19 protein-coding genes and 3 tRNA genes are annotated in these 19,201 nt (G+C 44.0%); 13 read left to right on the top strand and 9 right to left on the bottom strand.

The genetic code is table 11. From position 1 onward, the window contains the following. Window positions 1–141: 141 nt before the first annotated feature. Complete coding sequence (locus tag HG547_RS12900) at window positions 142–1,437, bottom strand: site-specific integrase (RefSeq protein ID WP_169548033.1); 1,296 nt, start codon at window positions 1,435–1,437, stop codon at window positions 142–144. A gap of 61 nt (window positions 1,438–1,498) precedes the next feature. Beyond that, the gene (locus tag HG547_RS12895) at window positions 1,499–1,717 is read right to left on the bottom strand and encodes a hypothetical protein (RefSeq protein WP_037430492.1); all 219 of its coding nucleotides are present in this window, start codon (window positions 1,715–1,717) and stop codon (window positions 1,499–1,501) included. A gap of 169 nt (window positions 1,718–1,886) precedes the next feature. Here HG547_RS12895 and HG547_RS12890 point away from each other — a divergent pair, with 169 nt between their 5' ends. Continuing rightward, window positions 1,887–3,464, top strand: a complete 1,578-nt coding sequence (locus HG547_RS12890) for a DUF3369 domain-containing protein (protein ID WP_055647957.1) — start codon at window positions 1,887–1,889, stop codon at window positions 3,462–3,464. A gap of 109 nt (window positions 3,465–3,573) precedes the next feature. Here the strand turns inward: HG547_RS12890 and HG547_RS12885 are convergent, their stop codons facing one another. Continuing rightward, a complete protein-coding gene (locus HG547_RS12885; RefSeq protein ID WP_037418559.1) occupies window positions 3,574–4,059 on the bottom strand; it encodes a hypothetical protein in 486 nt (161 codons plus the stop codon). A gap of 223 nt (window positions 4,060–4,282) precedes the next feature. Here HG547_RS12885 and ccoN point away from each other — a divergent pair, with 223 nt between their 5' ends. The 11 genes from ccoN (at window position 4,283) to ttcA (ending at window position 14,364) form a co-directional block, all read left to right on the top strand. Further along, complete coding sequence (gene ccoN / locus HG547_RS12880; protein WP_011072351.1) at window positions 4,283–5,719, top strand: cytochrome-c oxidase, cbb3-type subunit I; 1,437 nt, start codon at window positions 4,283–4,285, stop codon at window positions 5,717–5,719. Between the two features lie 12 nt (window positions 5,720–5,731). Continuing rightward, complete coding sequence (ccoO, locus tag HG547_RS12875) at window positions 5,732–6,358, top strand: cytochrome-c oxidase, cbb3-type subunit II (RefSeq protein ID WP_023265294.1); 627 nt, start codon at window positions 5,732–5,734, stop codon at window positions 6,356–6,358. A gap of 11 nt (window positions 6,359–6,369) precedes the next feature. Beyond that, the gene (locus HG547_RS12870) at window positions 6,370–6,546 is read left to right on the top strand and encodes a CcoQ/FixQ family Cbb3-type cytochrome c oxidase assembly chaperone (RefSeq protein WP_011072349.1); all 177 of its coding nucleotides are present in this window, start codon (window positions 6,370–6,372) and stop codon (window positions 6,544–6,546) included. Continuing rightward, entirely contained in the window at window positions 6,546–7,514 is a 969-nt protein-coding gene (gene ccoP, locus HG547_RS12865) for a cytochrome-c oxidase, cbb3-type subunit III (RefSeq protein WP_037430481.1), read from the top strand. The genes HG547_RS12870 and ccoP overlap by 1 nt, the downstream gene beginning before the upstream one ends. 110 nt (window positions 7,515–7,624) lie before the next feature. Next, window positions 7,625–8,104, top strand: coding sequence for a FixH family protein (locus HG547_RS12860; RefSeq protein WP_037430483.1), 480 nt, complete (start codon window positions 7,625–7,627; stop codon window positions 8,102–8,104). 22 nt (window positions 8,105–8,126) lie between these two features. Beyond that, the gene (locus tag HG547_RS12855) at window positions 8,127–10,526 is read left to right on the top strand and encodes a heavy metal translocating P-type ATPase metal-binding domain-containing protein (RefSeq protein ID WP_169548032.1); all 2,400 of its coding nucleotides are present in this window, start codon (window positions 8,127–8,129) and stop codon (window positions 10,524–10,526) included. 20 nt (window positions 10,527–10,546) lie between these two features. Then, window positions 10,547–10,750: a cbb3-type cytochrome oxidase assembly protein CcoS gene (ccoS, locus tag HG547_RS12850; protein ID WP_037418545.1), complete on the top strand. Its 204-nt coding sequence runs from the start codon at window positions 10,547–10,549 to the stop codon at window positions 10,748–10,750. A gap of 8 nt (window positions 10,751–10,758) precedes the next feature. Then, window positions 10,759–11,451: a sulfite exporter TauE/SafE family protein gene (locus HG547_RS12845; protein ID WP_169548042.1), complete on the top strand. Its 693-nt coding sequence runs from the start codon at window positions 10,759–10,761 to the stop codon at window positions 11,449–11,451. Between the two features lie 55 nt (window positions 11,452–11,506). After that, window positions 11,507–12,259 carry an electron transport transcriptional regulator EtrA gene (gene etrA / locus HG547_RS12840; RefSeq protein ID WP_037418542.1) on the top strand — a complete coding sequence of 251 codons (753 nt, stop codon included), beginning with the start codon at window positions 11,507–11,509 and terminating at the stop codon, window positions 12,257–12,259. Between the two features lie 126 nt (window positions 12,260–12,385). Continuing rightward, entirely contained in the window at window positions 12,386–13,318 is a 933-nt protein-coding gene (uspE, locus tag HG547_RS12835) for a universal stress protein UspE (RefSeq protein ID WP_047536990.1), read from the top strand. Window positions 13,319–13,395: 77 nt separating this feature from the next. Further along, on the top strand, window positions 13,396–14,364 hold the full coding sequence (gene ttcA / locus HG547_RS12830) for a tRNA 2-thiocytidine(32) synthetase TtcA (RefSeq protein WP_169548031.1): 969 nt from the start codon (window positions 13,396–13,398) through the stop codon (window positions 14,362–14,364). 56 nt (window positions 14,365–14,420) lie between these two features. On the opposite strand, the gene HG547_RS12825 is transcribed toward ttcA, so the two are convergent. Then, the gene (locus tag HG547_RS12825; RefSeq protein WP_169548030.1) at window positions 14,421–15,044 is read right to left on the bottom strand and encodes a DUF2987 domain-containing protein; all 624 of its coding nucleotides are present in this window, start codon (window positions 15,042–15,044) and stop codon (window positions 14,421–14,423) included. Continuing rightward, entirely contained in the window at window positions 15,037–15,849 is an 813-nt protein-coding gene (locus HG547_RS12820; RefSeq protein ID WP_047533356.1) for a glucosaminidase domain-containing protein, read from the bottom strand. Before HG547_RS12820 ends, HG547_RS12825 begins: the two co-directional genes overlap by 8 nt. Window positions 15,850–16,139: 290 nt before the next feature. Here HG547_RS12820 and HG547_RS12815 point away from each other — a divergent pair, with 290 nt between their 5' ends. Then, complete coding sequence (locus HG547_RS12815) at window positions 16,140–17,060, top strand: YvcK family protein (protein ID WP_037418527.1); 921 nt, start codon at window positions 16,140–16,142, stop codon at window positions 17,058–17,060. 98 nt (window positions 17,061–17,158) lie between these two features. Here the strand turns inward: HG547_RS12815 and HG547_RS12810 are convergent, their stop codons facing one another. From HG547_RS12810 to HG547_RS12795, 4 genes are all read right to left on the bottom strand, one after another. Beyond that, on the bottom strand, window positions 17,159–18,352 hold the full coding sequence (locus HG547_RS12810) for an amino acid aminotransferase (RefSeq protein WP_169548029.1): 1,194 nt from the start codon (window positions 18,350–18,352) through the stop codon (window positions 17,159–17,161). Window positions 18,353–18,647: 295 nt separating this feature from the next. Next, window positions 18,648–18,734, bottom strand: a tRNA-Leu gene (locus HG547_RS12805). Window positions 18,735–18,783: 49 nt separating this feature from the next. Beyond that, window positions 18,784–18,857 (bottom strand) — tRNA-Cys (locus HG547_RS12800). A 23-nt stretch (window positions 18,858–18,880) separates the two neighbouring features. After that, a tRNA-Gly gene (locus HG547_RS12795) sits at window positions 18,881–18,956 on the bottom strand. Window positions 18,957–19,201: the final 245 nt, after the last annotated feature.

The following is a 19,201-nucleotide window of genomic DNA, read 5'->3' as shown; positions in this document are numbered from 1 at the left end:
ACAATGCAAGTTATGCAAAACTCAGCCCTTTCAGGGCTGTTTTTTTGATACCCGATTCTACAAAAAAAAGCAGTTTTACATAACTTGTGATCACATTGTGCGCAGTTTTGTGTGAGAGGGATTTAGGGTGCCGATAACATCCTAGTTAATACCTTGCAAATGGTCTAACGGCTTATTAAAGGCGCTTTCATGTCTTTCTATTTGTGTGGTGTGTAAATACTTCGATGTGGTGTCGATACTCTCGTGGCCTGCATCGGCTTGGACATGTGACAACGGCCGACGATTGATGTTGATATCATGGGTGATCCCTGTGTGTCGAATATTATGCGCAGTGAGTTTTCGCATTTGCTCGGCATCGTGATTAAAACCATCTGTTTGCGCATTATCAGCCGCGAGATTGATGATGGTCTGAATTTCTTCACGGATTTGACGGATCCCAAGATTGGCATTCACTAAACCCGCATCTCGGCCGCGACCAGCTGCTCTATGTCGAACAAATAACGGATGTGGTTCACTTTGATTTGGATAGTCAGTAAGACCTAAAAACTGTCGATATTTAACTAAGCTGTCCAGTAACGCCTTTGACATCGCCACGCTACGCTTTTTACCACCTTTACTCAGTGGAATATGAAAACTCCAAATGCCTGTCTGTGAATTTTGTCTAAATTGGCCCATTACCGGTGAATAGCCAACCCGTGCAGATACATCAGAGATGCGTAAATAGCAGGAATAAATCAATGAAATCAAGAATAAACTACGTTGATGCAATTCGGGGGACGTTTCAGCCAATCGAGTAACTGTGCTCATCACATAGGACCACTGTAGTTCTGTGAAAGCCAAGTTGTTTTCATCTTCCTCGCTTTGTCTTTGATACTGCTTGTTTTGGCCAAAGCGGCTGTGATTCAACCAAATTTGCGCGGGGTTGCGCTCACAAAACTCCTCACTCATTAAGTAGCTATAAAACGAGGATAAAATAGCAATCTTGGTTTTTAATGCATTGTCGCTAAGCACATAAGGTTGAACTTGCCCTAACAGTTTCTTGCCGACAAATGGCCGCCAAAGACTATTAGGAACCCGCTCATCACGCAGTTTATCGAGTTTAAACTGTGGCACGTTAAAGTAACCAATCAGCGCTAAGGGTGGCGCCAAACAATAATCCACATACCGACTCATATCCTTACGTAGCACCTGTGTGGGTGACATTTTGGCGACATCAAAGCACCAATGCAGGAATGTAGTGAGTTCACTCCGATAGGCTTTATAGTTGTTTTCACTGTGTTTTTGTTCAAATAACCAATCTGTTGCATGTTCCATTACTAAACCTGCATCAGGCACATCCGTTAGACTGACTTGGGTAATGTATTGATTCACCACACAGTTCCCATCTTGTATGAATTCAATTGAATCAAATAAAGGCAATACTGGAGGAAGTTGCATAATAACTTTTAAATTTAAGTGTTTAATGCATGATAATACTTAAATGCAAATGCCGATAACGTTATTTATCGGCATTAATGAGTCTTTCAATTTGCGGACAACTTGTTTGTGAACATTGCTGGCAGCCTATGCGTTTTTGGCAACAGATAAGGCAAAGTTGCCAGACTTTCCGTTTTGATTGATTATCTAGACATGAAAAATCCGCTGCACATAGACTTCCTTCACGAATGAGTTGCGCAAGTTTCTCCTCTGATATTGATAAATTGATCCTTTCTGCCATATATGCCTCCCTGCTGAGTTATCTATTTTGATAATACACAAATGATAATAGTTATCAATAACGAGCTGTTAAATTTGCGACCTTCCCCGCTGCAGAATTATTTTTACTGATTTGACAAGCTTCTACTACACTCTAACTGTGCGACATAAATTAAGTGATGAGGTCTCGGATGGTGATTGATCTTACAAAGAAAAAGCCGCTCTTTTCAGGGAAAAAAACCATAGAAACTTCTGCATTTTCTGCGCCCTGGAAAATTCTTGTTGTTGATGATGAGCCTGATGTACACACGGTCACTAAACTTGCACTTTCTCGTTTTAAACTCGATGGCCGTGCCCTCTCCTTTATTAACGCTTATAGTGCTGAGCAAGCTAAAGAATTTCTTTTAAATGAACAAGATCTGGCAATTGCCTTTATTGATGTTGTTATGGAAACCGATCATGCTGGCTTGGAGTTAGTAAAGTGGATCCGTGAGGAACATAAAAACAAAACAATCCGCCTAATTTTGCGCACAGGACAACCAGGCCAAGCTCCTGAAGAAGATGTTATCGTCAACTACGATATCAATGACTATAAGGCAAAATCTGAACTCGATTCACGCAAGTTAATGACAAGTGTCTACTCGGCACTGCGTTCTTACCGCGACATTATGGAAATCGAACAAGCAAGGCGTGCGCAGCTGAATCATCGAAAAGGATTAGAGCGAGTGCTCGAGGCAACCTCAGGATTATTTGAACTCAGAACGCTCTATCGATTCGCTGATGGCTTGCTGACCCAAGTTGCAACCCTATTGAATCTCGATTCCGAAACACTGCTGCTAACCTGTAATGCCATGGATGCGATAAGCGGCCATATGGAATCTGCTGAGATTAAGATTTTGGCGGGGACGGGACAATTTGCCGAGAGTCCTGCGAACAAAGTGTTACCAATGCATATTGATAAGTTATTACGCACAGCTCTCGCACAAAAGCGTTGTTTATATGAAGATAACTGTTTCGTTGGCTATTTCCCAACAAAGAGTGGGCTTATCAACCTGCTTTATATGGATGGGATTGATAAAATCGACGATTTAGATAAAAAACTTATTGATATTTTTGCAATAAATGTGGGTATCGCCTTTGAGAACCTACTTCTAAATCAAGAGGTCGAAGATACCCAGTCTGAACTTATTCTACGTTTAGGAGATGTCGTTGAAAGCCGCTCAAAAGAGGCTGCTAATCACGTAAAACGTATGGCCGAATATTGTGCCAAACTGGCACTACTTGCAGGATTATCTGAGACCGAAGCTGAACTTTTACGCAGAGCATCGCCTATGCATGATATTGGTAAGATAGCGATCCCCGATGCGGTGTTGCTTAAGCCAGGCAAGTTAGACGATAAAGAATGGTCGGTTATGCGTCAGCACCCTACTATTGGCTACCAGATCCTCGCTAATTCCGAGCGGCCTATCCTAAAAGCCGCTGCGATTATAGCCTTGCAACATCATGAAAAGTATGATGGTTCAGGCTATCCAGCCAATTTAAGACAAGAACAAATTCACATTTTTGCCCGTATTGTTGCAATTGCAGATGTGTTCGATGCTCTTTCCCATGCACGTTGCTATAAAGCAGCTTGGCCACTCGAAGAGGTTATCGATGAAATGCGTAAAGGTGCAGGTAAACATTTTGATCCTGATTTACTCGAACTGTTTATCAATAACATCGATATTTTTGTACAGGTTAAAGAAAACTGGAAGGATCATGATGAATAGCCAAAATAGCATTCATAATCAATCATCCGCCTATGATAATCGGTCATTATGAATAAGGAGTGGGAGTTAATATTGTTACCAAGCTCTTTATCCGGCGAACGCCATAAACTTAATATGGATTATCGGCAAGAAAGTCAAAAATAACGGCTTGCTCGATACCATTTCGACTAAAACTGATAAAACCACGCCACACCATATACCCACTGCTACAGGAACCGTAAATCAACTGCCCCTCATAGGTTGTTTTATCGAGTTGACGAATATTGACAGGGATAATGCCCATAAACATATCTCTACCTTCTAAACGGACCTGTAAATTATCAAGTACATCAGAAGATAATAGCTTCAATGTTAATGGTTTTTCACTTGGCGCACGATCTGGCGAAAGGCTGATGCTCAGCACTATATCCCCGACCTTTTTAATGCAATCCCCCTGAGTAAACACACAAAGAGTGGGATCTGTAGGCGGTATTTTTACCTGTTGCTCGGCTTTTTTATCACAAGCGCTAAGATTCAACGCAATTAACATGATGTAAAGCGGGAGACGTTTGCGATTAAGCACAAAAATTAACCTTGTGATGCAAGATGTTAACATTCTATGGCGTAGGTTGATCTAGATCAACTTTCCGTCCCCCTTCTTTGGTATCTTTTTTGACATGGCTCAAGTATCATTGCGAAACCTCATATTTGAGCACAAATGTGTAGGGTAACGCATTGACATGGCTTCATAACCCTTATAGGGACATGAGCTTTGTGTCATATATAACAGGTAAAGCTAGTCTTTACTAAAAGTAAAAGTAATAAGCAGTGGAAGCATTATGATGAACCATTCCCAGCCAACAGGCGCTGATTACAATTACACCATTGTCCGCCAATTCGCCTTAACCACAGTTTTGTGGGGTATTGTTGGTATGTCAGTCGGTGTTTTAATTGCGGCTCAGTTAATCTGGCCACATCTGAACTTCGATACGCCTTGGTTTACGTATAGTCGCTTGCGACCATTACACACCAATGCGGTAATTTTCGCGTTCGGAACATCAGCCCTCTTTGCAACATCCTATTATGTCGTACAACGCACCTGTCAAACCCGACTATTTGCACCTAAATTAGCTGCATTTACGTTTTGGGGATGGCAAGCCATCATTCTGTCAGCAGCCATCACTCTGCCAATGGGTTATACCAGCGGTAAAGAATATGCTGAATTAGAATGGCCAATCGATATCGCTATTACGATCGTTTGGGTATCCTATGCAATAGTGTTCTTCGGCACTATTATCAAACGAACAACATCGCATATTTACGTAGCGAACTGGTTCTTTGGTGCATTTATCATTACGGTTGCCGTGCTTCACATCGTGAACTCAATGGCCGTTCCTGTTAGCTTGTTTAAGTCATACTCTATGTACAGTGGCGCGGTCGATGCCATGGTGCAATGGTGGTATGGTCACAACGCGGTAGGCTTCCTGTTAACCGCAGGCTTCTTAGGTATGATGTACTACTTCGTTCCTAAGCAAGCGGGTCGTCCTGTTTACTCATATCGTCTGTCGATTGTGCACTTTTGGGCACTGATCGCACTGTACATTTGGGCAGGTCCTCACCACTTACACTATACTGCCCTGCCTGACTGGACTCAGTCTTTAGGTATGGTGATGTCTCTGATCCTGTTCGCACCATCTTGGGGCGGTATGATCAACGGTATCATGACCTTATCTGGCGCATGGCACAAACTGCGTACTGACCCAGTATTGCGTTTCTTAGTGGTTTCTCTGTCTTTCTATGGTATGTCGACCTTCGAAGGTCCGATGATGGCCATCAAGACAGTTAACGCTTTATCTCATTACACAGATTGGACAGTAGGTCACGTTCACTCCGGCGCGCTAGGCTGGGTTGCAATGGTATCTATCGGTTCTCTGTATCACTTGATCCCAGTACTGTTCGGCCATGGCCGTATGTACAGCATCAAGTTAGTTAACGTGCATTTCTGGTTAGCGACAATCGGTACTGTTCTTTACATCGTGTCTATGTGGATTTCAGGTGTAATGCAGGGTCTGATGTGGCGTGCAGTTAACGCTGACGGTACTTTGACTTATAGCTTTGTTGAAAGTCTGGAAGCTTCTTATCCTTTCTACTTCGTACGTTTCCTCGGCGGTTGTTTCTTCTTAACCGGTATGCTGATCATGGCATACAACGTGATCCGTACTGTGAAAGCCTCTAAAGATTCATTGCCAGCACTGGCTGAAGCAAAAGCGGCTTAAGGAGCAAACTCGATGAAATTTAATCATGAGATAGTTGAAAAAAACATCGGTTTGTTAGCGATATTCACTGTTATCGCTATCAGCTTCGGTAGCTTGGTTGAAATCACGCCGCTGATTTTCCAAAAAGATACCACTGAGCCTGTTGAAGGTTTGAAACCCTACACTGCCCTGCAACTTGAAGGCCGTGACATTTATGTGCGTGAAGGTTGCTACAACTGTCACAGCCAGATGATCCGTCCTTTACGTGCAGAGACTGAACGTTACGGTCACTACTCTGTTGCCGGTGAGTCTGTTTGGGATCACCCATTCCAATGGGGTTCTAAGCGTACTGGTCCAGACTTGGCCCGTGTTGGCGGTCGCTACAGCGATAAATGGCATGAAGTTCACTTAATCGATCCTCGTGCTGTGGTCCCTCAATCGAATATGCCAGCCTTTCCATGGCTTGCCGAAAACAAGTTAGACGGCAAGTTAACCGGCGACAAGATGACTATTCTGCGTAACATGCACAAAGGCGGTTACAAAGGTAAGGATCTTTACACCGATGAAGAAATCGCAGGCGCGCAGAAAGCTGTTGAAGGTAAGACAGAGCTGGAAGCCTTGATTGCATATCTTCAGTCTTTGGGTCACGCACTCAAATAAGGAGGCAGTATATGGATTACGGCACATTACAAGGTATTTTAACCATCATTGTGATGCTGACCTTCGTCGGTATATTTGCTTGGGCATATAGCTCGCGTCGTCAAAAATCCTTTGATGAAGCAGCGAATCTTGTGTTTTCCGATGAGGAAATCAGCAAGGAATCGAAGGACTCAGGAGAGAATAAGTGATGAGTAGCTTCTGGAGTATTTGGATTAGCGTACTCTCGTTAATTGTGATCGCAGGATGTTTTCTGTTGCTACGTGTGTGTTCAAAGAACACCACCGATGTCAAAGAAGGCGAATCCATGGGTCACAGTTTCGATGGTATCGAAGAACTCAATAACCCACTGCCAAAATGGTGGAGTTATATGTTCTATATCACTATCGTGTTTGGCCTAGTGTACTTAGCCCTGTTCCCAGGTTTAGGTAACTACAAAGGTCTACTGAACTGGACCAGCTCTAACCAAAGCATTGGTACAGAGAAAGGTATTAAAGCCGATTCTGTAGCCGCGATTGAGCTGGCGGCAAAAGAAGGCATGTACGTTCAGTACGACCAAGAAGTTAAACACGCTAACGAAAAATATGGCCCAATCTTCGCGGCTTACTTGGCAACACCACTCGAAGAGTTAGTGAAAAACCAAGAAGCGTTGAAAGTGGGCGGCCGTTTGTTCCTACAAAACTGCGCGCAGTGCCACGGCTCTGACGCACGTGGTAGCAAAGGCTTCCCTAACCTGACCGACAGTGATTGGTTATACGGTGGCGATTTAGCCACGATTAAAACCACCATCATGAGCGGTCGTCATGGCATGATGCCACCAAAAGGTGGTTTGCCAATCGACGATAGCGAAATTGCAGGTCTAGCCGAGTATGTGGTTAAGTTATCTGGTCGTGAACACGACGAGAAACTCGCAGCTCTTGGTCAAGGTTCATTCATGAAAGGTTGTTTTGCGTGTCACGGTATGGACGCAAAAGGCAACAAGCTCATGGGCGCACCTAACTTAACTGACGATGTTTGGTTATATGGCGGTAGCCGTGGTGTGATCGAAGAAACGATCAAACACGGCCGTGCAGGCGTGATGCCAGCATGGAAAGACGTTCTCGGTGAAGAGAAAGTCCACGTGATCGCAGCTTATGTTTATAGCTTGTCAAACAAGTAATTAGATATGAGTAACACTAAGGCCTCGATAACGTCGAGGCCTTTTTTTTAAAGTGCTAAAGCCACCTTTTAACGGTAAAATGGCGCAAATTTTTATAATGGGTATTTAACATGAGCGAACAACAACCCTGGTATAAGCAGTTTTGGCCTTGGTTTTTAATTATTCTTCCTTTATGTGCCGTCGTCGCAAGTTTTACCACGCTAAAAATTGCCCTCTCAAACTCTGACTCTCTGGTTGCCGAGGATTATTACAAAGAAGGCAAAGCCATCAACATGGACTTGAGTAAAGTCAAATATGCCAAGCAGCTTGGCATGCAATGGCAACTTGAACAGAATAACCATGAACTCCTATTCACTCAGCACGGCGGCCCAGCCTATCAAGCTGCGTTGAAAGTCGAATTTTACCACCCAACGATTGCCGAAAGAGATATTAAGACCACTGTCACCGCCGATGCCAATCATGTGTATCGCATTACTCTGCCCGATGTGTTAACGGGTGCTTGGGAAGTCCGCCTCGAAGGTTTTGACGGTAAATGGCGTATTCATCAACGTGTCGAATTAAAAGACAACGTCCAATTGTGGTTGAACTGACGGTGGTTGAATAAGTATTGCTATGACACATCCAAGTTGTTTTCACTGTAATGAACCTGTACTCACCGGCACGCAGTTTGTCACTCGCATTAATGATCGCGATGAACTCATGTGTTGCCCAGGCTGCCAAGCGGTATCCCAAGCCATTGTTGATGCAGGCTTATTAAGCTATTACAAGTTTAGAACTGAGCCAGGTAATAAACAGACGGCCCTTGTGCCTGATGAATTAAATCAGTTTAGTGCCTATGACTTGCCCGAGGTACAGCAGGACTTTGTCCACTCAGTGGAGAATAGCGACTCAGTGTCGCTGTCCATTGATGGCATTACCTGCGCGGCCTGCGCTTGGTTAATTGAACATAAAGTGAAGCAACTGCCTGGCGTAAGCCAAGTGATGGTCAACTCCACCACCCAAAGGGCGCTGATTAGCTGGGATAAACAACAAGTTAAACTCAGTGATATTTTGGGGCAAATTAGCCGTATCGGTTATCAAGCTGCGCCCTATCAAGTGGATGAACAAGAACTGACCGCCAAGCAAAATAGCCGTAAATTCTTACTGCGTTTAGGTTTAGCGGGCTTTGCCACCATGCAAGTGATGATGTTCGCCCTCGCCCTCTATACCGGTTACTTTACCGATTTGGATGTGCAATATCGGGATTATTTCCGCTGGGTGAGCATGATTTTCGCCACGCCCGTGGTGCTCTATTCGGCGCAGCCCTTCTATTTTAGCGCGATTCGCACCCTGCTCAGTGGCAAACTCAATATGGACGTATCGGTCTCTATCGCCATTGGCGGCGCCTATATCGCCAGTTGCTTTGCGACCGTTAACGGCACGGGCGAAGTCTATTTTGAATCCGTTTCCATGTTTACCTTCTTCCTGCTGCTGGGACGTTATTTCGAGCAGAAGGCAAGACAAAAAGCTTCCGTTAGCTCCAGTAATCTCCACAAGTTAGTGCCGTTAACGGCACATCTGGTCACGGCGCAGGGGCAAGAAGAAATCCCCGCTAAAAAATTATGTCTTGGGGATATTATCCTCATTAAACCCGGTGAAATGGTCGCCGCCGATGGAATCGTGGTTGACGGCCACACTAGCATCAATGAAGCCATGCTCACCGGCGAGCAAATGCCGATTGAAAAGCCCGTCGATAGCCAAGTATTTGCAGGCACCATTAACCTAGACCAACCCATTAAGGTAAAAGTCACCGCTCTTGGGCAAGACCAATTGGTTGCTGAAATTATTCGCTTGCAGGAATTAGCCTCAAACACTAAACCTGCCGTCGCTATGCTGGCCGATAAACTGTCGCGTTATTTCTCAGGCACTATCTTATCAATTGCTACAATCACCTATCTGGTGTGGCTACAAATCTCCCCCGAAGACGCCTTTTGGGTGACCTTGTCAGTATTAGTGGCCACCTGTCCTTGCGCCCTTGCGCTTGCGACGCCTACCGCAGTGACCTGCGCGACCGCGATTTTTACCCGTCTTGGGATCATTACCCGTAAGGCGGGTGTATTTGAGAAACTGCCTCAAATCAAGCATGTAGTATTTGATAAAACCGGCACCCTCACCTGCGGCACGCTATCGATAGCCAAGGTGCAATGTCATGGTGATGTGGCTAAAGAACAAGTGTTGGCAATTGCTGCTGCGCTAGAGTCAGGTTCTCGCCACCCCATCGCCGCGGCCTTTGCCAGCTTTGCCCAAGTCGATGTTGTTGCCGAGCAAGTTCACCATGAAGTGGGCTTTGGGGTGAAAGGTCTCATAAATGGCATAGAATATCGCATTGGGAATGCTCACTTTACTGGCGCAATAGTCAATCCTGAGTTTATCAATCAACAGATTTGGCTTGCTCGTGCCAGTGATAACCAACTAAAGGTTATCGCCACTATTGAGATCAAAGACAATATTCGTATCGATAGCAAAGAAACTGTCGACATACTGAAACAACAAGGTTGCAAGGTCAGTATCGCCAGCGGGGATAGTTCTGGGCATGTGCATCAATTGGCAAAAGAGCTCGGCATTACGGATGTACACAGTGGACTCACACCGGCCGATAAACTCTCGCTAGTGAATAAGTTACAGCAATCCAATCCTGTGGTGATGTTCGGTGATGGCATAAATGACGCTCCTGTACTCGCTGGCGCCGATTTATCCGTGGCCATGGGCAGCGGTAGTGCAATTGCCAAAAACAGTGCCGATCTTATTTTGCTTGGCGATCACCTCTCCCGCTTCACCCAAGCGGTGAGGGTTGCTAAACTGACCACACACATTATTCGCCAAAATCTCGCTTGGGCATTAGGTTACAACGCGCTCATTTTACCTTTAGCGGTAACCGGCCATGTTGCACCTTATATTGCCGCTATCGGCATGTCGACAAGCTCACTGATTGTTGTGGGTAACAGTTTGAGATTATTACGAATTAAAATATAACAATAAAATAGGCTTAGCTAATGAGCATCATTTATGTACTTATCCCTATTGCGATGATCTTTGTGTTGATCGCTGTAGCCGTGTTCTTTTGGGCGGTAAAATCCGAACAATTCGATGATTTAGACCGCCAAAGTGTCTCAATTCTATTCGATGAAGATGCCGACAAACCTAATCCTGCGAGCATCAAGCAACAGGAATCTCAAGACAAAGGCATGCCTCAGTGACTGGCACTGTGATTGAATACAATGTAATGGGTGCGTTTCTCGTTGGTCTAATGGGAGCCGCTCACTGCTTTGGCATGTGTGGTGGCCTTGTTGGCGCCTTTTCCTCTCAGCTTGCTAATTCTAAGCAAGGAAACCACTTAGCCCATCAACTCACTTACTTATTAAGTTATAACCTTGGCCGGATTGTCAGTTATACCCTCGCGGGCGCTTTAGTCGGCGGTTCATCTGCCATGCTTGGGCACTTATTTGAGCTAGATAGCTACCTATTAATTCTCCGGATCATCGCCGGCGTCATGATGATTGCAACCGGGCTTTACATTGCAAAAATTTGGATCGGAATAGTACAAATTGAACGCCTTGGTCAGGTATTGTGGCGTTATTTGAAACCCATAGCACAACGTCTGGTGCCAATCACTACGCCAATGCAAGCCATCACCGCGGGATTGATATGGGGATGGCTGCCCTGCGGACTGGTATATAGCACCTTAACTTGGTCTGTAGCGGCAGGTTCTGCCAGTCAAGGCGCCTTGATTATGCTGGCATTTGGTTTGGGTACACTCCCTGCACTACTCAGTGCAGGATTGGCGGCCAAACGCTTAGCCAATTGGGTGCAGCAAAAAACCGTTAGATTATTGAGTGGCTTACTTTTAATTGCCTTTGGTGCACAAACTTTATATATCGCCCTGTCGCAGCTAAACTAGCCCAAGCGAATGAATTGGTTTAACATGGCTGCAGTGGATTAACTTGAGAACCGACATGACAATAGAGCAGAATAAAAACCGTCGTCCCGCCGCCAGTGGGTGCGCAATTCATTGTCACGATTGCAGTATGGGAACCCTTTGTATCCCATTCACCCTCAATGCAAATGAACTCGATCAACTCGATGACATTATTGAGCGTAAGAAACCTATTCAAAAAGGCGAACAGATTTTTAAATCGGGTGATCCTTTAAAATCACTCTTTGCGATCCGCTCAGGCACCATAAAAAGTTACACTATCACCGAACAAGGCGATGAACAGATCACTGGCTTTCATTTAGCGGGAGATGTCATTGGTTTTGATGGTATTCATGCACAATCTCATCAAAGTTTTGCACAAGCCTTAGAAACCTCCATGGTGTGTGAAATACCCTTCAACATTCTCGACGAACTTTCAGGCACAATGCCTAAATTACGCCAACAAATCATGCGCTTAATGAGTAATGAAATCATGAGCGATCAAGAAATGATTTTGCTGCTCAGTAAGAAAAATGCTGAAGAACGCCTCGCTGCATTTATCAGTAATCTCGCAAACCGCTTTGGTAATCGAGGTTTTTCTGCCAAAGAATTTCGCTTAACCATGACACGTGGGGATATTGGTAATTACTTAGGCCTTACCGTTGAAACCATCAGTCGTTTGTTAGGCCGCTTCCAAAAATCTGGGTTAATCGAAGTAAAAGGTAAGTACATCATTATCGTTGATTATAATGAACTTAATCTTCTAGCGGGTAATGCCAGAATTGCCAGATAAGCTTCATCATTAATCATACGTTTTTGGCGCTAGGCACTGGTTTTGAAAAGAGTTTTGATCTAGAACAATACAGATAATTGCCAAAGGCTCATGATGAATATGAGCCTATGACTAAAGGAACAAGTTATGAAGGATTATCAAAAAATACTGGTCGTTGTCGATCCTACGACAGAACATCAAGTGGCACTCGCTCGAGCGGTTACCTTAGCCAGTAAAAGTAACGCCCATGTGACTGTGTTTCTTTCGATTTTTGACTTCTCCTATGAAATGACATCGATTCTATCGAGCCAAGAGCGCGAAGCCATGCGCCAAGGCGTGATTGATCAACGTTTAGCTTGGATACAAGATCTGCTGTCAGCCTATAACCACCTACAACTTAATATTGATACGCAAGTTATTTGGCACAACCGCCCCTTTGAAAGCATTATTAACCATGCCATTTCAGGGCAATATGATCTGATTGTTAAAGGCACCCATGCTCATGATAAATTAAAAGCGGTGATCTTTACTCCGACGGATTGGCATTTAATGCGTAAAGCCCCTGTTCCTGTATTAATGGTCAAAGATCATGATTGGCCTGAAACCGGTAAAATTCTCTGTGCGGTAAATGTGGCAACTGAGGATACCGATCATCAAATGCTTAATGGCAAAATTATTGAACATGCGAAGGATTTAGCCGCAAAATTTGCCGCCGAAGTTCACTTAGTCAATGGCTATCCTGGTACACCGGTAAATCTTGCCATTGAACTCCCCGATTTTGATGCACAAACCTACAACGACACCATTCGCCTACAACACGAACAAAGAGTGCAATACCTGGCTAATGCCTATGGTATCGATACACTCCATTGCCATGTGAGGGAAGGATTGCCAGAGGATGTGATCCCTGAGCTTGCTGAGCAGCTCGATGCTGAATTAGTTATTTTAGGTACAGTCGGTCGTACAGGCTTTTCAGCAGCACTCATTGGCAACACAGCTGAACATGTTATCGATAGTATCAATTGTGATTTATTAGCTATCAAACCTGATGGTTATAAATCACCGCTTGAAGAGGCGTAACGCACGCCGCTCTTTACCCCGCCGTCGATAGCTGGAATAATACGCGCCCTGAAACTGAGTTACTGGGCGCTTTTTTTATGTTGGAAGCTATGTCTGAAGTTACGGCGAGTCAAATGCCTGAAGAATTATCAAAAAAACAAATTACCCGTCTGAATAAATTACAGAAGCGTCTGCGTCGTGAAGTGGGTAGTGCTATCGCCGACTACAACATGATTGAAGATGGTGACCGAGTCATGTGCTGCCTAAGTGGCGGTAAAGACAGCTATGCTATGCTGGATATTCTGCTCAATCTACAACAGCGCGCGCCTGTACAGTTCGAAATTATTGCCGTTAATTTAGATCAAAAGCAGCCAGGTTTCCCTGAAGATATACTGCCTGCCTATCTAGATAGCCTTAATATTCCCTATCACATTCTTGAAAAAGACACTTACTCGATTGTGAAGGAGAAAATTCCTGAAGGCAAAACCACTTGCTCACTGTGCTCTCGCCTGCGTCGTGGCACTCTCTATGGTTTTGCGCAACGAATTGGCGCAACCAAGATCGCTCTAGGTCATCACAGAGACGATATTATTGAAACGCTATTCCTCAATATGTTTTATGGCGGCAAGATGAAAGCCATGCCACCTAAGTTGCTCTCGGACGATGGCGCAAACGTGGTTATTCGCCCACTTGCGTACTGTCGTGAAAAGGATTTGGAAGAATACGCACAGCTTAAAAAATTCCCCATTATTCCTTGTAATCTCTGTGGCTCTCAGGAAAACCTCAAGCGTCAAGCGGTTAAAGACATGCTCAATCAGTGGGATAGACTATATCCTGGCCGTATTGAAACCATTTTCACTGCTATGCAAAATACAGCTCCTTCACAGGGTGTTGACCGTGACCAATTTGACTTTGTATCGTTGAAACGCGATCCCAATGCACCAATGAAGGGTGATGTGGCCGAAGCCGATCTGCCCGCATTTGATTTTCTCGATATTGCTAACAACGGCCATATCGATTTAGATGCGGCAAAACGCATCAATATCGTCAACGTGTACGAAGCGTAAATGCGACAAGCATAAAAAAGCCCACTGACGTGGGCTTTTTTATAGCTAATCTATTGTTACTTAACCCAAGGACTTAATAAGGTCGGCACATGGCTAAATTGCAATGTTGTCAAACTATTGATCTGCTCAACGCTCAGCTTAAAGCTGGTATTCACCTGTTGTTCACGCCCATCAAGCGTCACAGTAACAGTTTGATCTTGAGCAAATTCAAAATTTAATCCTGCAATAGGATCCTTAAAGTAACGCATCGGGAAGCCCTGCATAGCCCCTAGTAAGTCATCCATTTCATTAGCAATTTGCTGTAAGCGTTGTTGATCATATTGAACTTGTGTTTGCTTCGATCGCACTTGCATCGCAATTCCACAGCCTTCAGCCTTACCCTCAAACTCTAGATTTACTAATGCCCGCTGGTCTTTCAGTGCATCATCAAAGGGAATAAACAAACGTTGCGCAGATGTATAAGTGAGTGGCGTTGAATTTAATTCACTCGAAATGGTACCACTCTGAATATGGCAGTTAGGCAGCATTGGGACACTAAAGGCCACTTCAACTAACTGATAACTACCCTTATTGACTTGCTTTAATCTGTCATAAAACCCTTTATATTCAAGGGAAATTGTTTCTGCCTGCACATTTGATGCACACAAGCAAACTCCCACTAACAACCATTTTTTATACATCCGCCTTCACCAAATATTTTTCATTATGACGTAACATATCGAGTAATTCATCGATATAAGCTTCTTGCCTTTCAGAATAATTCACTAATCCATAGATAAGTTGGTCGGCACTCAATTCAGCCTCCTGAGCACGTAAATCGGCTCGAATTGAGCGAAACAAGGCATATGCTGTGTTCGAGTTTAAATTACGCATATAGGAGGAAACTGAAGCGTCTACCGATGGAAATATTTCTACTTCGTGTATTTTACCTGAGCCTCGCGAAGAAGGCACAATGCCGCAGCCATGACTAAAACACCATTCACCAAAGAAATTAAAACCTTCACGAGCAAAACGAGAACTGCCCCACCCAGATTCATTAGCCGCTTGGATCAGCACCATCGATTCAGGAATAATATCAACCCGTTTGAGTAGGCTGTTAAGGGATTTAGTATCGACACTGCGGGCAGCATATTGATATTTATCAAATAATTGATTGAGCTGCGCTAACTGTGATTCGGACAACGTATTGCCATTATCTATTACTGCCAACATATCAATGATAAATTCACGTTCAGTGGCAATAATGGCGTTTTGTTGTTGAACAATCGGCCTCAAAAAGTTAAAAAAGGCACGTTTTTTTTCTGCTACATCACTGATAGCAGAAAAGTCAGGAACTTGCGTAACAGGCTCAACGGCGTTTTCCAATTGGTTAACAATAGATTCAGGCTCATTCGTTGTAGGAATGAGCCACAATCTCAACGAAAAAATCGCCGAGATCACTAGGGCTAACGCGAGTGTAAACGAACCAATTCTACCAGTTTTCAATAAGTCACCTTCGATGTTGAGTTACTAGTGGCAAAATAAGCGCCAGATTATATGTCATATCTTGAAATTCACGAAATTTGGATGCAAAAACAACAATTCTTCCCAATACTGCATTCACACATATTTAAAATGCGAGCCGGCGCTTAAGTATTAGAATGCGTGAGAATTTTTAGTGCATGCTTTTGACTGAGCTTTTATACTAAGGTTCCGTTAGCTTCGGCAGTAACAAACTGAGTTTATCCGAGTTGATAACAGGATAGGATTTTACGGGTATTCAGGAAGGAAGCCTCATGCAGCAAATCTTAAACCAATTCAATCATGTAGTGGCAATCGGTGGCGGCCACGGTCTTGGACGTGTACTTTCATCACTCGATTTTCTAGGCAATCGTCTCACAGGTATTGTTGCTACGACGGATAATGGTGGTTCTACAGGTCGATTAAGAGCCGAGCAGGACTGCATTGCTTGGGGTGATTTGCGTAATTGTTTGTCCCAACTTGCTCATCGTCCTTCTGTCGGCTCACAATTATTTGAGTATCGCTTTCAAGGCGAAACTGAACTCAGTGGTCACAATCTAGGTAATTTGATGTTGCTCGCCTTAGATAAGTTGTGCGTTAGGCCCCTCGAAGCTGTCAATCTTATTCGGCATATGCTTAAAATTGAGACCAATATCATTCCGATGTCGGAGCAACCAACCCATTTGGTGGCATTACGAGCGTCCGGCTCAAAAGTGTTTGGTGAAGTGAATGTCGACAAGATGAATGAAGCTCCCATTGCACTATGCCTTGAGCCACAAGTTGATGCGACAGCCGAAGCCTGTGAAGCCATTTGCCGCGCGGATCTGATTATCTTGGGACCTGGCAGTTTTCTTACGAGTGTGATGCCACCTCTCTTATTACCCTGCTTTGCTAAAGCATTAGCAATGACAACCGCGCCCGTAGTCTTTATCGATAATCTGAATGAAGAAACTTCGCCAGCAGGCCAGTTTAGTATTGAGCAGCGCATAGCCTGGTGCCATCAAGTAATTGGTAAACCCGTGATCACTAAAGTGCTGCGACATTCGGAACAAGTGCGTTTAGGCACCCTAGTTAATTATTTTCCCTTAAAAAATCGTCATAATCCGCAATTGCATGATCAGGCTAGTCTGCGTGATGCGCTTAACGCCATACTGCGGATAAAGTCAGAATTACCTTTAGAAACATTAGCTTCGTAATTGTTCTCTATACTGATAAACCATAATACTTAAGTTTATCGACCGCATAAAAGTAAAAGGACAGCCTAAGCTGTCCTTTTTCGTGAGCCTCTTTTAAGTTAGAGGATTTGAGCAATCGCCTTACAGATCACAGGCATATTAGTTTTGGTCATACCCGCCACACTAATGCGACCCGAGCCGACGATATAAATGCCGAACTCGTCTTTCAAACGGGCAACCTGTGCTTTATTTAAGCCGGAGAAGCTAAACATACCGTTTTGACGAGAAATAAAGCTAAAGTCCTGGGTCACACCTTCATCTTTTAAGCTTTGTACAAATAGCGTACGCATCTCGGCAATACGTTCACGCATTTCGGTCAGCTCTTGTACCCAAAGGGCTTTCAATGATGCATCACTCAGAATCGTACTCACAATTAACGCGCCATGGGCTGGTGGATTTGAGTAATTTGCACGAATAGTACGTTTCACTTGGCTAAATGCACGCACCGCTTCATCGGCATTTTGTGCAACCACAGTCACGGCGCCGATACGCTCGTTGTATAAACCAAAGTTTTTAGAGAATGAATTTGCGACCAATAGTTCTGGTACTTTTGACGCAACTAAGCGTAAACCAGCAGCATCTTCTTCAATACCAGCACCAAAACCTTGGTATGCAAAGTCGAATAATGGAACTAATTGCTTGTCCGCACAAAGATTAGCGACTAATTCCCATTGGGTTAACGTTAAATCGATACCCGTTGGGTTATGACAGCAACCGTGCAGTAGAATAATGTCGCCCGCCTGTGCATTGGCGAGATCTGTCATCATGCCATCAAAATCAATATCTTGGGCACTGGCGTTGTAGTAACCGTATTCTTTAACCGTCAAACCCGCAGTTTCAAAAATATTTTGATGGTTTGCCCAAGTTGGATTACTTACCCACACAGTGCGCGATGGGGTATTACGCAATAAGAACTCGGCAGCAATACGCAGTGCACCTGTACCACCAGGCGCTTGAGCCGTTGCTGCTCGGCCAGAAGTCACGAGATCACTACCTTCACCAAATAGCAGCTCTTGTACTACGCGATTATAGGTTTGAACCCCTTCTATCCCTAAATAGTTTTTAGTTTTCTCTTGCTCAAGCAATAGGGCTTCAGCTTTCTTCACTGATTGTAATACTGGAGTCTGCCCTGCTTCATCCTTATAAATGCCAACACCAAGGTTGACTTTATCTTGGCGCGGATCGGCCTTAAATGTATCGGTTAAACCAAGGATGGGATCGGCGGGTGCGAGTACTACCTGAGAGAAAATCATGACTACTTATCCTAAATGTTCACGTGTAGGGGGAAAATTCGGCTTATTTATACCACTGTCTTAAGAGAGGGAATAGCGCCTATTACCGCTTCTTAAGGAAATAGTTTGGCTATTATGGATTGATTAAAATAAATAACAACTAAATGAGAGATCATTTATGTGAAAGCTGAATTTTTTGAAAAATATGATTTTTTAGAGGCAGATCACTATCGCTTCAAGAGTGGCTTTAAAGTTATAAACTTGAAATTATTGCCAATAAAAAAGGCCTAACAAATGTTAGGCCTTTTTTATGTTATGGTACCCGAGGCCAGACTTGAACTGGCACGCTGTTACCAGCGAGGGATTTTAAATCCCTTGTGTCTACCGATTCCACCACTCGGGCAAACTCTTTATATTAACGACAGTAATCGTATCATTAATACTTTAATCTATGGAGGCGCGACCCGGAGTCGAACCGAGATCGACGGATTTGCAATCCGCAGCATAGCCATTCTGCCATCGCGCCAAATTTCCAAACTCGTAGAGAGTTGGAGCGACATATCGGGTTCGAACCGATGACCTATACCTTGGCAAGGTATCGCTCTACCAACTGAGCTAATGTCGCATCGATGTCATAGAGTAACGTTACTACGCTTTCCCCTGACTGCGGATTGGCATTCTACCGATTTAACCTTCAGAGTCAATCAACAAATTTGAAATATTGCGCTTAACCACACTGTTTGCCCAATATTCAGCCATAGCGATATAAACTTGCCGATAGAATCAACAATTCACGGATTTGCTCAATAACAATGTTCAGATAAATTGTTATTCAACATAATTGAAGTATAAAAAAAGCGCCCTCTCAGG

The organism is Shewanella sp. DNRA4, from assembly GCF_012843185.1.
GTDB classification, from domain to species: domain Bacteria; phylum Pseudomonadota; class Gammaproteobacteria; order Enterobacterales; family Shewanellaceae; genus Shewanella; species Shewanella xiamenensis.
This window is presented reverse-complemented; position numbering and strand designations above follow the sequence as displayed.